Source organism: Variovorax sp. MSC1_012, assembly GCF_023667525.1.
Lineage (GTDB): Bacteria > Pseudomonadota > Gammaproteobacteria > Burkholderiales > Burkholderiaceae_C > Variovorax > Variovorax beijingensis_B.
Window position 1 is genome coordinate 3896933 of record NZ_CM174443.1, and the last position, 13766, is coordinate 3910698.

General features: G+C 68.5%; 10 protein-coding genes. 7 read left to right on the top strand and 3 right to left on the bottom strand.

Annotation, left to right across the window (positions count from 1 at the left end; translation table 11 throughout):
* Positions 1–16: 16 nt before the first annotated feature.
* Both uvrA and L1081_RS18305 read left to right on the top strand, forming a co-directional pair.
* On the top strand, positions 17–3163 hold the full coding sequence (gene uvrA, locus L1081_RS18300; RefSeq protein ID WP_489413446.1) for an excinuclease ABC subunit UvrA: 3147 nt from the start codon (positions 17–19) through the stop codon (positions 3161–3163).
* A gap of 55 nt (positions 3164–3218) precedes the next feature.
* A complete protein-coding gene (locus tag L1081_RS18305) occupies positions 3219–4109 on the top strand; it encodes an EamA family transporter (protein WP_489413447.1) in 891 nt (296 codons plus the stop codon).
* Positions 4110–4116: 7 nt separating this feature from the next.
* On the opposite strand, the gene L1081_RS18310 is transcribed toward L1081_RS18305, so the two are convergent.
* Genes L1081_RS18310 through L1081_RS18320 form a run of 3 tightly spaced genes read right to left on the bottom strand, consistent with a single transcriptional unit; the run spans position 4117 to position 8122 of the window.
* Positions 4117–4854 carry a UTRA domain-containing protein gene (locus L1081_RS18310; protein WP_489416813.1) on the bottom strand — a complete coding sequence of 246 codons (738 nt, stop codon included), beginning with the start codon at positions 4852–4854 and terminating at the stop codon, positions 4117–4119.
* Positions 4855–4874: 20 nt separating this feature from the next.
* Complete coding sequence (locus L1081_RS18315) at positions 4875–6638, bottom strand: FAD-dependent oxidoreductase (protein ID WP_489413448.1); 1764 nt, start codon at positions 6636–6638, stop codon at positions 4875–4877.
* A complete protein-coding gene (locus tag L1081_RS18320) occupies positions 6635–8122 on the bottom strand; it encodes an FGGY family carbohydrate kinase (protein WP_489413449.1) in 1488 nt (495 codons plus the stop codon). Before L1081_RS18320 ends, L1081_RS18315 begins: the two co-directional genes overlap by 4 nt.
* Before the next feature lie 180 nt (positions 8123–8302).
* On the opposite strand from L1081_RS18320, the gene L1081_RS18325 reads away from it, so the two are divergent.
* Genes L1081_RS18325 through L1081_RS18345 form a run of 5 tightly spaced genes read left to right on the top strand, consistent with a single transcriptional unit; the run spans position 8303 to position 13750 of the window.
* Positions 8303–9340 (top strand): substrate-binding domain-containing protein, encoded by a 1038-nt coding sequence (locus L1081_RS18325; protein ID WP_489413450.1) that lies wholly within the window; start codon positions 8303–8305, stop codon positions 9338–9340.
* Positions 9337–10863, top strand: coding sequence for an ATP-binding cassette domain-containing protein (locus L1081_RS18330; protein WP_489413451.1), 1527 nt, complete (start codon positions 9337–9339; stop codon positions 10861–10863). Before L1081_RS18325 ends, L1081_RS18330 begins: the two co-directional genes overlap by 4 nt.
* Positions 10860–11876: an ABC transporter permease subunit gene (locus L1081_RS18335; protein ID WP_489413452.1), complete on the top strand. Its 1017-nt coding sequence runs from the start codon at positions 10860–10862 to the stop codon at positions 11874–11876. Before L1081_RS18330 ends, L1081_RS18335 begins: the two co-directional genes overlap by 4 nt.
* Positions 11876–12856, top strand: coding sequence for an aldo/keto reductase (locus tag L1081_RS18340; RefSeq protein ID WP_489416814.1), 981 nt, complete (start codon positions 11876–11878; stop codon positions 12854–12856). The genes L1081_RS18335 and L1081_RS18340 overlap by 1 nt, the downstream gene beginning before the upstream one ends.
* Positions 12857–12898: 42 nt before the next feature.
* Positions 12899–13750 (top strand): class I fructose-bisphosphate aldolase, encoded by an 852-nt coding sequence (locus L1081_RS18345; RefSeq protein WP_489413453.1) that lies wholly within the window; start codon positions 12899–12901, stop codon positions 13748–13750.
* Positions 13751–13766: the final 16 nt, after the last annotated feature.

Consider the following 13766-nt stretch of genomic DNA (forward strand, 5'->3'; position numbering starts at 1 on the left):
TGCCGCCCGGACTATCATGTCCGGTTGCCCTCGGACGATCGCCCCCTTGAATTCCAAAGCCATTGAATACGCCGCCGACGACGACGCGCAGCGCGCGCGCGACGCGGAACTCGAACGCGACACCTACCTCGGCGCGGTGCTCGCGCAGCAGCGCATCAGCATCCGCGGTGCGCGCACCCACAACCTGAAGAACGTCGACCTCGACATTCCGCGCAACAAGCTGGTGGTGATCACCGGCCTGTCGGGCTCGGGCAAGTCGAGCCTGGCCTTCGACACGCTCTATGCCGAAGGCCAGCGGCGCTACGTGGAAAGCCTCTCGGCCTATGCGCGGCAGTTCCTGCAGCTCATGGACAAGCCCGACGTCGACGTGATCGAGGGCCTGTCGCCCGCCATCAGCATCGAGCAGAAGGCCACCAGCCACAACCCGCGCTCCACCGTGGGCACGGTGACCGAGATCCACGACTACCTGCGCCTGCTCTATGCGCGCGCCGGCACGCCCTACTGCCCCGAGCACCACCTGCCGCTGCAGGCGCAGACAGTCTCGCAGATGGTCGATGCCACGCTGGCCATTCCCGACGAGCCGCGCCTGATGATCCTCGCGCCCGTTGCGCGCGAGAAAAAAGGCGAGTTCCTCGAACTCTTCGCCGAAATGCAGGCCGCGGGTTATGTGCGCTTCCGTGTCGACGGGCAGACCTACGAATACAACGACCTGCCCAAGCTCAAGAAGACCGAGAAGCACGACATCGACGTGGTGATCGACCGGCTGCGCGCGCGCCCCGACATGCAGCAGCGCCTGGCCGAGAGCTTCGAGGCCGCGCTGCGGCTGGCCGAGGGCCGCGCGATCGCACTGGAGTTGGGCACAAGGCCGGAAGGCAGCGCCGATGGCGCTGCGGGCGCGCCCGACAAGGAGCACCTGTTCAACGCCAAGTTCGCCTGCCCGATCTGCCACTACTCGCTGTCGGAGCTGGAGCCGCGCCTCTTTTCGTTCAACTCGCCCGTGGGCGCCTGTCCCAGCTGCGACGGCCTCGGCCACCGCGAGGTGTTCGACCCGGCGCGCGTGGTCGCCTTTCCGTCGCTCTCGCTCGCGAGCGGCGCCATCAAGGGCTGGGATCGCCGCAACGGCTACTACTTCAGCATGATCGAGAGCGTCGCCAAGCACTACAAGTTCGACGTCGACGCGCCCTTCGAATCCTTGCCCGCCTCGGTGCAGCAGGTGCTGCTGCACGGCTCGGCGGCCGAGGAGATCAAGTTCAACTACACCATGGAATCGGGCAACTTCGCGGGCAAGAAGCTCACGAAGAAGCATCCCTTCGAAGGGATCATCCCGAACATGACGCGGCGCTACCGCGAGACCGATTCGGTGATGGTGCGCGAAGACCTCGCGCGCTTTCGCAACCTGCAGCCGTGTCCCGACTGCGGCGGCTCGCGCTTGCGGCCTGAAGCTCGCAACGTGTTCCTGGTCGATGAATCGGCCCGCTCCGCGGACGGCGGCGAGCCACCGCGCATGGCCATCTTCGAGCTCAGCCACCTCACGCTGCGCGATTCGCTCGCCTGGTTCCAGACGCTCAAGCTGCGCGGCGCCAAGGCCGACATCGCCGACAAGGTGGTGCGCGAGATCGGCCTGCGCCTGAAGTTCCTGAACGACGTGGGCCTGAACTACCTGAGCCTGGACCGCAGCGCCGAGACGCTCTCCGGCGGCGAGGCGCAGCGCATCCGGCTGGCCTCGCAGATCGGCTCGGGCCTGACGGGCGTGATGTACGTGCTCGACGAGCCCAGCATCGGCCTGCACCAGCGCGACAACGACCGGCTGATCGGCACGCTCAAGCATCTGCGCGACATCGGCAACAGCGTGATCGTGGTCGAGCACGACGAGGACATGATCCACGCGGCCGACCATGTGATCGACATGGGCCCGGGCGCGGGCGTGCATGGCGGACGCGTGATGGCGCAGGGCACCTATGCCCAGGTGGCCGCCAACCCCGATTCGCTGACCGGCCAGTACCTGTCGGGCACGAAGAAGATCGAAGTGCCCAGGCGCCGCACTGCGTGGCTGCCGGTCGTGAAGAAGCCGGCCTTCAACGAAGGCAAGAAGGCCTCGCGCTTTCCGCAGAGCCCCGCGGCCGAGCGGCGTGCCGCGCGCGAAGCGGCGCACCTCGCCTCGCAGACCGACCTGCAGGAAATCCGCGTGGTCGGCGCCACGGGCAACAACCTCAAGAACGTGAGCGTCGCCTTCCCGGTCGGCCTGCTCACCTGCGTGACGGGCGTCTCGGGCTCCGGCAAGTCCACGCTCGTGAACGACACGCTCTACACGGCCGTGGCGCGCACGCTCTACCGCGCGCACGAGGAGCCGGCCGCGCACGAGTCGGTCGAGGGCATCGAGTATTTCGACAAGGTCATCAACGTCGACCAGAGCCCCATCGGCCGCACGCCGCGCAGCAACCCGGCCACCTACACGGGCCTGTTCACGCCGATCCGCGAGCTGATGGCCGAGACCAACACCGCACGCGAGCGCGGCTACGGTCCGGGCCGCTTCAGCTTCAACGTGGCGGGCGGGCGCTGCGAGGCCTGCCAGGGCGACGGCGTGGTGAAGGTCGAGATGCACTTCCTGCCCGACGTGTACGTGCCCTGCGAGGTCTGCCACGGCCAGCGCTACAACCGCGAGACGCTCGAGGTGCTCTACAAGGGCAAGAACATCGCGCAGATCCTCGAGATGACGGTAGAGACCGCGCACGAGTTCCTGAAGGCCGTGCCCACCATCGAGCGCAAGCTGCGCACCCTGCTGGACGTGGGCCTGTCCTACATCAAGCTCGGCCAGTCGGCCACCACGCTCTCGGGCGGCGAGGCGCAGCGCGTGAAGCTCGCGCTGGAACTCAGCAAGCGCGACACGGGACGCACGCTCTACATCCTCGACGAGCCGACCACCGGCCTGCACTTTGCCGACATCGAGCTGCTGCTCAAGGTGCTGCACCAGCTGCGCGACGCGGGCAACACCATCGTGGTGATCGAGCACAACCTGGACGTCATCAAGACGGCCGACTGGCTGATCGACATGGGCCCCGAAGGTGGCGCCGGCGGCGGCACGGTGGTGGGCGAAGGCACGCCCGAAGACATCGCGGCCAACGAGGCGAGCCACACGGGGCGCTACCTCAAGCGGCTGCTGTAGCGCGCGCCCGCACCTCTTCAGCACGAATGCGCGGGCCGCGCCACAATCGCGGCCCATGCCTTCCTTCACGCCGCGCCAGTTCGCCCTGCTCGTTCTCCTCACGCTTGCATGGGGCCTCAACTGGCCTGTGATGAAGCTCGGCGTGGCGGACTATCCGCCGCTGGCCTTCCGCGCGATCTCGATCTGGCTCGGCGTGCCGGTGCTGGGGCTCGCGCTGGCATGGATGAAGGTGCCGTTCCGCGTGCCGCGCCGCGCATGGCCGGAGCTGGTCTGGCTGGGCGCCACCAACATGTTCATCTGGCACGCCTGCATCATCCTGGCGGTGAAGGCGCTCTCGGGCGGGCGCGCCGCGATCCTGGGCTACACGATGCCGGTGTTCTCGGCGGTGATCGGCGCGCTGCTGTTCTCGGCCGTGCTCACGCGCCGCTCATGGATCGGCGTGGGCGCCTGCGCGATCGGCGTGGGGCTCCTGCTGTGGCACGAGCTCACCGACCTTGCGGGGCGGCCCGGCTACGTGGCGCTCGCACTGGTGGCGGCCGCGACCTGGGCGCTCGGCACGCAGCTGCTGCGCCACTCGCGCATCGGTCTGCCGACGCTCACGCTGTCGTTCTGGATGACGGCGATGACAGCCGTCGTGATGACGGTGCTCTCGCTCCTGTTCGAGCGCGACCCATGGCGCTGGCCCGGCACCGTGACCTGGGGATCGATCGCCTACAACGCGGTGCTGATCTTCGGCTTTGCGCACGCCGCATGGTTCTACCTGGCGCGCGGCCTGCCGCCGGTGGCTTCGACCTTGAGCGTGATGTTCATTCCGGTGCTGGGCGTGTTCAGCGGCGCGGTGTGGCTCGGCGAGGTGGTGCACTGGCAGGACTGGGTGGCCGTCGCGCTGATGATGGTGGCCATTGCCTCGGTGCTCTGGCCCTCGCGCGGCGCCGCCACGGCCTGAAGAAAGATCAGGTGGTCGTCTGCACGTGCAGGCGGCTCGTCTTGCAGCGGTGCAGCGCGCGGTAGTGCTCCAGCGGCCGGCCGTTGGCGCCGTAGGCAATCGACTCGATGCGCAGCAGCGGCTCGGGCTGCGGCAGGTCGAGCAGCCTGCAGGTTTCGGCATCGGGCAGCACCGCGTCGATCCAGCGCTCGGCGCGCACCAGGCGCAGCCCGTACTGCCGGCGCAGCACGTCGTAGAGCGAGCGGTCTTCCAGGCGCGCGCGGTGCAGGCCCGGCGCCAGGTCCGCCGGCACTGCCGTCTCGACCAGGAGGCGCAGCTCGCCATCCACGCTGCGCAGGCGCCTGAGGGCCACTACCTGCGTGTCGTCGGCCAGGCCCAGCGATGCGGCTTCATGCTCGGTGGGCGCGCGCAATTCCTGTGCGAGGATCTGCGTGCGCACCGAGCGGCCCTTGCGCTCCATCTCGTCGGAGAAGCCGAGCACGGTGGAAACAAAATCTTCATCGCGTTCGCGCGCCGATACAAAAGCGCCGCGGCCCTTGATCTTGTAGATGAGGTTGTTGCGCACCAAGTCGGCCAAGGCTTCGCGCACTACGATGCGCGAGATGCCGAACTGCTCGCCGAGCTCCGCCTCCGAAGGCAGCTTGGCGCCGATGGGCAGCACGCCCTGCAGTATCTGCAGCCGGATGGCGTCACGGAACTGCGCCCACAGCGGCGATTCGGAATTGCGGTCGAGCACGGTCGACATGTCGTTGGGACTGTTCACTTTTAGGCTTGGCCGAGGACTGAGCTGGCCATCAATGATGCATCGAAAGAAGGTGCCTCGCCGGCCACCACCGGGTGCAGGCGCACGTTGTGCCGCTCGCGCAGCGCGGTGGCGCAGGCGCACAGCTCGTTGTGGGCGTGGGTGGCGTCCCAGCCCAGCGCCTCGGCCGCAACGCCCGCGATCTCGGCAAGCGCGGCATCGGTGACGAGGCCGCGAATGGCCAGCAGCGTGCGTCGGATGACGAGGTCGTCGAGATGCACCACGCCGGTTTCGAGGCACAGGTAGGAAAGCTCGGCGGCCGAGTAGTCCGGCGCATGCTGCAGCGGCACGTCGTCCGAGGCCGCCAGGCGCTGCGCGAGCGGCAGCGCCTTGGAGCCATAGCGGCCGAGCAGCGTCTGCGCGCGTGCGCGGTCGATGCCGCAGGCGGCCATCATCTTCTCTACGAGGCGGTCGGCCGCCAGCGCATCGGCCGGCAGCTCCGCGCCGCCGCCGATGGGCAGCAGCTCGGTCGATGCGGTGCGCGAGCGGCCGAGCAGCTGCAGCACTTCGTCGGTGGCCTCCTCGGCCAGCGAGCGGAAGGTGGTCCACTTGCCGCCGACGAGGCCGACGATGGCGATGTCGCGCGTCGCGTTCGGCGGATCGACCACCACCGAATGGTCACGCGAGATCTGGCCCGGCTTGTCGGCCTCCGAACGCGCGAGCGGCCGCACGCCGACATAGGTGTAGACCACGTCGCCGCGCCCGAACGCCATGTTCGGAAAGACCTCGCGCAGCACGTCGATCAGGTAGTCGACCTCGGCCGGCTCGGTGACGATCTGGTCCGGGTCTTCGACCGGGATGTCGGTGGAGCCCACCAGCACGCGGTCGAGGAAGGGATAGACGATGCACACGCGCCCGTCGACCGCCTCGAAGTAGGCCATGCGGCCGTCGAGCGCATCGCGCAGCGCGGGATGGTCGAGCACGAGGTGCGAGCCCTTGGTGCCCATCACGCGCGGGCCGGCGCCGCCGAGCACGGCCGCGCTGCGGTCGAGCCAGGCGCCGGTGGCGTTCACCACCGTGTCGGCGGTCACGCGCACGAGTTCGCCGGTGATCTCGTCGCGCAAGGTGAGGATGTTGCCCGCGCAGCCCATCACGCGGCAGTAGTTGGCGGCCGCGGAGCGCGGCTGGTCGCGGCAGGCATCGCCGATCAGCTCGAGGATGAGCCATTCGGGATGGCTGATCCACGCATCGAAGAAGGTGGCGGTCCAGCGGATGGCCGCACGGAACAGGCCGCGGTCGGCCGACGGCACGCGGCTGATGCGATGCCCCGGCATCACGCGCTGGCGGCGCCCCAGGATGTCGTAGAGCCGCAGGCCCAGCGCCACCGCCAGCAGGCCGCGCGTGCGCTGCGGCGGCGTGCGGCCGAAGAACTTGAGCGCGCTGCTCATCAGGCCGCCGAAGAAGCTCGCGAGCGGCACCACCGTCTTGAGCGGCCGCACCAGGTGCGGCGCATTGCGCAGCAGCAGGTTGCGCTCGCGCGTGGCTTCGGCCACCAGCGAGAAGCTGCCGTTCTCCAGGTAGCGCAGGCCGCCGTGGATCATGCGCGAGGGCGCGCTGCTGGCGCCGGCGCCGAAGTCGCCCTTGTCGACGATCAGGCAGTCGACGCGCTGCAGCGAAAGGTCGCGAAACACGCCCACGCCGTTGATGCCGGCGCCCACGATCACGGTGGAGAAATGGCGGCCTGCCAGCGAGGCCGGGCGCACGAAGGGAAGTTGCCAGGCGCTCATTCGGCACCGCCCGCGAGGTGGGTGAATACAGGTGACATGCTGTCGATCAGTTCGTTGAAGCCGGCATTGAAATCCGCATGGGCGCGGGCCTCGCGCGCATCGGGCTCGATCACGTCGCAGGGCGCGAGCAGTGCGCTGCCCTGCGACGCGTCGTCCAGCCCCTGCGACATGGCGGCGTAGATCGCGGCGCCGCGTGCGCCGGTCTCGTCATCGGCGCAGCGTTCGACCGGGCGCCCCAGAAGGGACGCCAGCAGCCGCACGAGGCGCGCATCGCCCGCGCCGCCGCCGAGCACCGTCGTCTGGCCCACCGCGAGGCCGGCCGCGGCCAGGCGCGCCGTGTGCCGCGCATGCAGCGCCGCCACGGCATCGACCACGGCGCGGGCCATGTCGGCGCGCGTGTGATGGCTCTTGAGGCCCACGAAGCCGGCGGCCACGTCGCCTCCGCCGTTGACGAAAGGAAGAAAGCGCAGGCCGCTGGCGCCCAGCGGCACCGTCATGGCCAGGTCGACCACCGCGCGCGCATCGGGCAGCGCGAGCGCGCCGGCCAGCCAGGCGATGTTGGCCATCGAGGACGGGCTGTTCTCCATGTAGAGCCGCGCGTTGCTGCGGCCGAAATTCACGATGGCGGCAACGGCGGGCTTGGGCGCCATCACCGGGCCGATGACCGCGTTCACGCACCAGGTGCCGAACACCGAGACCGCGCGGCCGCGCCCTTCCGCACGGACCGCGGTCATCGAGGCGAGCAGGTCGATCGCGCCCATCGCCACCGGAATGCCTGCGGGCAGGTCGCACAGCGCGGCCTCGGCGGGCAGGAGCTTTCCGATCACGGTGCCGCTCGGCACGATCGGGCCGAAGGCGCGCGCGCCGAGATCCGCAATGCCCGAGGCCTCGAAGGCCGCGCGCGACCAGCTGCCAGTGGCAAGCGACACCAGGCCGGCGGTGCTCGCATCGCTGGCGTCGGTGGCGATCTGGCCGGTCAGCAGGAAGCCGAGGTAGTCCTTGGCGAACAGCAGGCGGTGCAGTCCACCGCGCTGCACCGCATCCGCGCCCAGCAGCTCGGCTGCGATCACCGTGGGCTGTCCGGGCCAGGGGCTGCAGCCCACGTCCTCGAACAACTGCGCACCGTGGCTCGCGGCCAGCGCGTGCGCCCGGCCATCGGCGCGCTGGTCGGTGGAGGCGACGGCGCGTCCGCCGACGAGCTGGTTGCCGGCATCGAGCGCGTAGAGGCCGGCGCCGTGGCCGGTGCAGGCCATGGCGCGGACCTCGGCCGCACGCAGGCCGAGCTGGTGGGCGACATCACGCAGCACATGCGTCAGCGCGGCGCGGATCGCGGGCGCGCCCACCTCGCAGCCTCCGCCAGGCAGCCGGTCGTGCGGCAGGGGCATGCGGGACAAGGCGACGGTGCGGCCGCTCGCGGCTTCGAGGGCCAGCGCTTTCAGGCTGCTCGAGCCCATGTCGACGCCGATCAATATGTTGGACTTCATGTCATAACAGCTTCGGCGAGTTGAAAGCAGCTTGCCAGTAGCGTTTCCCCTAGTTATCGCGGCAAACAACCCGCGATTACATTCTACCTGTCATAACAACTGTCGTGACAATGAGGTCCCAAAGATCTGCTCTCCCAAGGCAGGTCGCAAGCTCTGCCAGTCAACGCGAGGAGACACAAGATGAGGCGAAATTTCCTGAAGTCCGCTGCGGCCGCCGGTATCGGCTTGGCCGGCACCAGCGCATTTGCGCAGTCCGCACCCACCGCCGCCACCGGTTTGCGCGGCAACGCCAGCGACGTCTACGTGATGAACGTGATGGTGTCGGGCGTCGAGTACTGGTTTCCGGTCTACGAAATGATGAAGCAGCTCGGCCGCACGCTGGGCGTGCGCACGCGCTACACCGGCACGCCGGAGTACGACGTCAACAAGCAGCTGGCCTCGTTCGAGCAGGAGCTGGCGCGCAAGCCCGCAGGCATCCTGCTGCATCCGATGAACCCCGATCCGTTCATCGAGCCGATCAACCGGGCGGTGGCCATGGGCATCCCGGTGGTGACCTTCGCGGCCGACTCGCCCAACTCCAAGCGCGCCTCCTTCGTCACGTCGGACAACGACCGCGAAGGCACGCAGGCGGCCGACGCGATTGCCGCGGCGCTGGGCGGCAAGGGCGAATATGCGGTGCTCGAGAACCCCGGCCAGGACAACCACGACCGCCGCATCGCGGCCTTCATCAACCGCATGAAGACCAAGCACACGGGCATGAAGCTGGTCGGCCGCGCCGCCAGCAACCAGGACCCGAGCAAGGCCTACCAGGCGGTGCTGAGCCTGGCGCAGGCCAACCCGAACCTGGGTGCGCTGTTCATGCCCGAAGCCAACTCGGCCCTGGGTGCCGCGCAGGCCAAGATCGAATCGAAGAAGAACATCCGCGTGATGTGCTGCGACGTGAACGCCAAGATCCTCGACATGATCAAGGCCGGCGACGTGTTCGGCGCCATCAACCCCAACCAGGGCATGCAGGGCTACATGGGCATGATGATGCTGTTCCTGGCCAAGAACCCCTCCCTCATCGATCCGATGAACGACGCCAAGCGCAACGGCACCAATCCGATGTCGGTGCCGTTCCTGGACAACGGCCTGTCGGTGGTCAGCAAGGCCAACGCCGACGACTTCTACTGGGACAAGTACCTCGCGCGCCGCGGCACCAAGGGAATCGGCGAGTGAGCGCTGTGGGCTCTTCTTCATTGCTCGAGTTGCGCGGCATCAGCAAGCGCTTCGGCGCTTCGCGCGCGCTCTCGGGCGTGGACTTCTCGCTGCAGGCGGGCGAGATCCACGCCCTGTGCGGCGAGAACGGCGCGGGCAAGTCGACGCTGATGAACATCATCGACGGCATCCACCGCCCCGACGAAGGCGACATCCTGCTCAACGGCGAGAAGGCAGTGATCGACGGCCCGGCGCATGCGATGCGCCTGGGCATCGGCCTGGTGCACCAGGAGATCGCGCTGTGCGCCGACGCCACGGTGGCCGAGAACATCTTCATGCCGGAGATCAACGCCGGCCGGCAGGCCTGGATGAACTACGCCAGCCTGAACGCGCGCGCCGCCAAGGTGCTGGCGCGGCTCGGGCAGGACATCGATCCCGCCGCGCCCGTGCGCGAGCTGAGCATTTCGAGCCAGCAGCTGGTGGAGATTGCCAAGGCGCTCACGCTGGACTGCAAGGTGCTGATCCTCGACGAGCCCACGGCCGCGCTGACCGACAACGAGTCGGCCGCGCTTTTTCGCGTGCTGCACGACCTGAAGGCGCAGGGCATCGGCATCATCTACATCAGCCACCGCATGGCTGAAATATTCACGCACTGCGACCGCGTCACCGTGCTGCGCGACGGGCGCAACGTGCACAGCGGCCCGCTGGCCGGCCTGAGCGCGGACGAGCTGGTGCGCCGCATGGTGGGGCGCGACCTCGGCAACTATTACCCGCCCAAGCAAGAGACCACCGAATCGTCCGAGCCTGTGCTCGAGGCGGTGGACATCGCCGACGGCGAGCGCGTGCACGGCATCTCGTTTGCGCTCCAGCGCGGCGAGATCCTCGGCATTGCCGGGCTCATGGGTGCCGGCCGCAGCGAGCTGGCCGAGACCCTCTGCGGCCTGCGCCCGGCCACGCGCGGCACGCTGTGCCTGCACGGCAAGGCGCTCGCGATCCGCAAGTACAGCGATGCGCTGCGCGAAGGCATCGCCTATCTCAGCGAAGACCGCAAGGCGGCGGGGGTGTACCTGGACCTGCCGATCGCGCAGAACATCTCGTCGATGGCGCTGCGGCGCGTGAGCTCCGGCTGGGGCCTGCTGCAGCGTTCGGCCGAACACCGCCTGGCCCGCGAGCTGGGCGCCAGGCTCAAGCTCAAGTCGGACGGCGTGGCCATCGAGGTGTCCAGCCTGTCGGGCGGCAACCAGCAGAAGGTGGCGATCGCCAAGCTGCTGGCCACCAACCCGTCGGTGCTGCTGATGGACGAGCCCACGCGCGGCGTGGACGTGGGCGCCAAGTCGGAGATCCACCACATCCTGCGCGAGCTCGCGAACCAGGGCGTGGGCGTGATCGTGATCTCTTCGGAGCTGCCCGAGATCATCGGCCTGTGCGACCGGGCACTGGTGATCCGCGACGGCCGGCTGGCCGGCGAATTGAATTCCAACGAAATGACGGAGGAAGCCCTGCTGCGGCTCGCCTCCGGACTCTGCGAACAGGAGATGGCATGAACTACCCGGCACAACTCGATGCGGGCCTTGCACCGCGCCCATCGGGAGGCGGCCCCGTGAAGCCCGCCAACAAGCTCACGAGCATGCGCGAGATGGGCCTGCTGCTGATCATTGCGGTGATGTGCGTGGCGATGAGCTTCGCGTCGCCCTACTTCCTCACCTGGGACAACGTGCGCGCCATGCTGTTGTCCTTCTCGATCGAAGGCATCGTGGTGGTGGGCATGACGATCCTGCTGATCGTCGGCGGCATCGACCTGTCGGTGGGCTCGGTGGTGTGCTTCGCGATGGTGGTCACGGGCAAGCTGTTCCTGATGGGCGTGGACCCATGGATCGCGAGCCTGGTGGCCATCGGCGCGAGCGGGCTCATCGGCGCCATGATCGGCGGCTGCGTCACGCGCATCGGCTTGAACCATTTCATCGCCTCGCTGGCCTTCATGGTGATCGTGCGCGGCCTGTGCCTGGCGCTCACGCAGGGCACGCCGCAGTCGCTGTTCTCGCTGCCGGCCGAGTTCAAGTTCATCGGGCAGGGCACGCTGTTCGGCATTCCCGCCGTCATCCTGATCTTCGTGGCGATCGTCGTCGTGAGCGACTTCGTGCTGCGCCGCTCGACCCTGCTGCGGCGCGTGTTCTACACCGGCAGCAACGAGAAGGCCGCGCTGTACTCGGGCATCCGCGTGGGGCGCGTGAAGTTCTGGGTCACGGTGCTGTGCTCCGCATCGGCGGGCCTGGCCGGCGTGATCTACACGGCCCGCTTCGGCGCCGCCACGCCCACCTTCGGCGTGGGCATGGAGCTCAACGTGATTGCCGCCGCGGTGATCGGCGGCGCGAGCCTCAAGGGCGGCTCCGGCACGGTGCTGGGCGCGGTGCTGGGCCTCGCGCTGCTGTCGGTGGTGACCAGCTCGCTGATCCTGCTCGACGTCTCGCCCTACTGGCAGGACGTGATCAAGGGCCTGATCCTGCTCGCGGCCGTGACCATCGACCACCTCCTGAACACGAGAAAGACAACGCGATGATGAAGAAGACAACCCTGGGCCCCTCGGGCATCGAATGCTCGGCCATTGGCCTGGGCACCTGGGCGATGGGCGGATGGATGTGGGGCGGCGGCGACAACGCGGCCGCGGTGGTGGCGATCCAGGCCTCGCTGGACGCGGGCGTGAACCTGATCGACACCGCGCCGGCCTACGGCCTGGGGCGCTCCGAGAGCATCGTGGGCACCGCGCTCAAGGGGCGCCGCCACGAGGCCGTGATCGCCACCAAGTGCGGCCTGGTGTGGCACACGCAAAAGGGCACGCACTTCTTCGAGGAAGACGGACACCCCGTGTACCGCTACCTCGGCCGCGAATCGATCTTCCATGAATGCGAAGAGAGCCTCAAGCGCCTGCAGACCGACTACATCGACCTCTACATCACGCACTGGCAGGACAGCACGACTCCCGTGGCCGAGACCATGGACGCGCTGCTCGCACTCAAGAAGCAGGGAAAGATCCGCGCCATCGGCGTGAGCAACGTGAGCCCCGAGACGCTGGCCGAATACCTTCGCCACGGCCCGGTCGATGCGGCGCAGGAGCGCTACAGCCTGATCGACCGCGAGATCGAGCAGACGCTCGCGCCCCTGTGCAGCGAGCACGGCGTGGCGGTGCTGGGCTATTCGTCGCTGGCGCTCGGGCTGCTCGCGGGGCCTATTGATCCGGCACGCGAGTTCAAGGGCGACGACCAGCGCGCGAGCAACCCGCGCTTCAGCGAAGCCAACCGCGCCGGGCTCAAGGCCTTCTTCGAGGAGCTCGATCCGCTGCGCGAACAGCTGGGCTGTTCCTTCGGCCAGATGATGATCGCGTGGACCGTCGCGCGCGGCACCGTGGCTGTCGCGCTGTGCGGCGCCCGCGTGCGCCAGCAGGCCATCGAGAACGCCGGCGCCGGTGCGGTCGAACTGGGCGACGACGCGCTGCGGCTGATCGACGCGGCGGCAAGGCGCCACCTGGGCGCCCTCGCCTGAGCTTCCCTTCATTTTTCCGATCCCCAACAAGGAGTTCTTTCCATGTCGAAAGACAAGACAGCGCGGCTCAACCGCTTGCTCACCAACGGCCGCTGCCTGGACATCGCGCTGGACCACGGCGTCTGCAACGAGCCTTCCTTCCTCGACGGCCTGGAAGACATGCCCCAGGTCATGGACAAGCTCCTGGCCGCCGGCCCCGACGCGATCCAGCTCAACTACGGCCAGTCCGACCTGCTGCAGGACCGCCCCGGCCGCAACAAGCCCGCGCTGGTGATGCGCATCGACATGGGCAATCCCTACAACGCCACGCTGCACCGCGTGATGTGGGCCCAGCTGCAGAACGAGCACGATCCGGTGCTGCCGGCGGTGCAGCGCGACGCGGCCTGCGTGGTGGTCAACCTCTTCATGCTGCCCAATGAGCCCGACCTGTTCCGCCAGTGCGTGCAGAACATCGCCCGCGTGCGCGCCGACTGCGACCGCTACGGCATGCCGCTGATGATCGAGCCGCTGGTGATGCAGTCGCCCACGCCCGGTAGCCGCTACCAGGTCGACGGCGACGCCGAAAAAATCGTCACGCTGGTGCGCCTGGCGCGCGAGATGGGCGCCGACATCGTCAAGGCCGACCCGACCAGCGACCCGAAGGACTTTCACCGCGTGGTGCAGGCGGCGCGCTGCCCCGTGCTCGTGCGCGGCGGCGGGCGCGAAGACCTGCAGCAGGTGTTCGCGCGCTCTCGCGCGCTGCTGGACCAGGGTGCCGTCGGCATGGTGTACGGACGCAATGTCTACCAGCACGCCAACCCTTCCGCGGTGGTGAGTGCGCTGATGGCCATGATCCACCGCGGCGCCAGCGCCGAGGCGGCTTGGGCCCTCTACGAATCGGGCGGCGCGAACTAAGGCAAAGAAGAAGCGC

What these genes read in the sequence shown, in the direction of transcription:
- L1081_RS18320 (WP_489413449.1), bottom strand. Translation starts at nt 8,122, where the DNA reads ATGAAGTCCAACATATTGATCGGCGTCGACATGGGCTCGAGCAGCCTG.
- L1081_RS18335 (WP_489413452.1), top strand. Translation starts at nt 10,860, where the DNA reads ATGAACTACCCGGCACAACTCGATGCGGGCCTTGCACCGCGCCCATCG.
- L1081_RS18345 (WP_489413453.1), top strand. Translation starts at nt 12,899, where the DNA reads ATGTCGAAAGACAAGACAGCGCGGCTCAACCGCTTGCTCACCAACGGC.
- L1081_RS18310 (WP_489416813.1), bottom strand. Translation starts at nt 4,854, where the DNA reads ATGTCGACCGTGCTCGACCGCAATTCCGAATCGCCGCTGTGGGCGCAG.
- L1081_RS18315 (WP_489413448.1), bottom strand. Translation starts at nt 6,638, where the DNA reads ATGAGCGCCTGGCAACTTCCCTTCGTGCGCCCGGCCTCGCTGGCAGGC.
- uvrA (WP_489413446.1), top strand. Translation starts at nt 17, where the DNA reads ATGTCCGGTTGCCCTCGGACGATCGCCCCCTTGAATTCCAAAGCCATT.
- L1081_RS18340 (WP_489416814.1), top strand. Translation starts at nt 11,876, where the DNA reads ATGAAGAAGACAACCCTGGGCCCCTCGGGCATCGAATGCTCGGCCATT.
- L1081_RS18325 (WP_489413450.1), top strand. Translation starts at nt 8,303, where the DNA reads ATGAGGCGAAATTTCCTGAAGTCCGCTGCGGCCGCCGGTATCGGCTTG.
- L1081_RS18305 (WP_489413447.1), top strand. Translation starts at nt 3,219, where the DNA reads ATGCCTTCCTTCACGCCGCGCCAGTTCGCCCTGCTCGTTCTCCTCACG.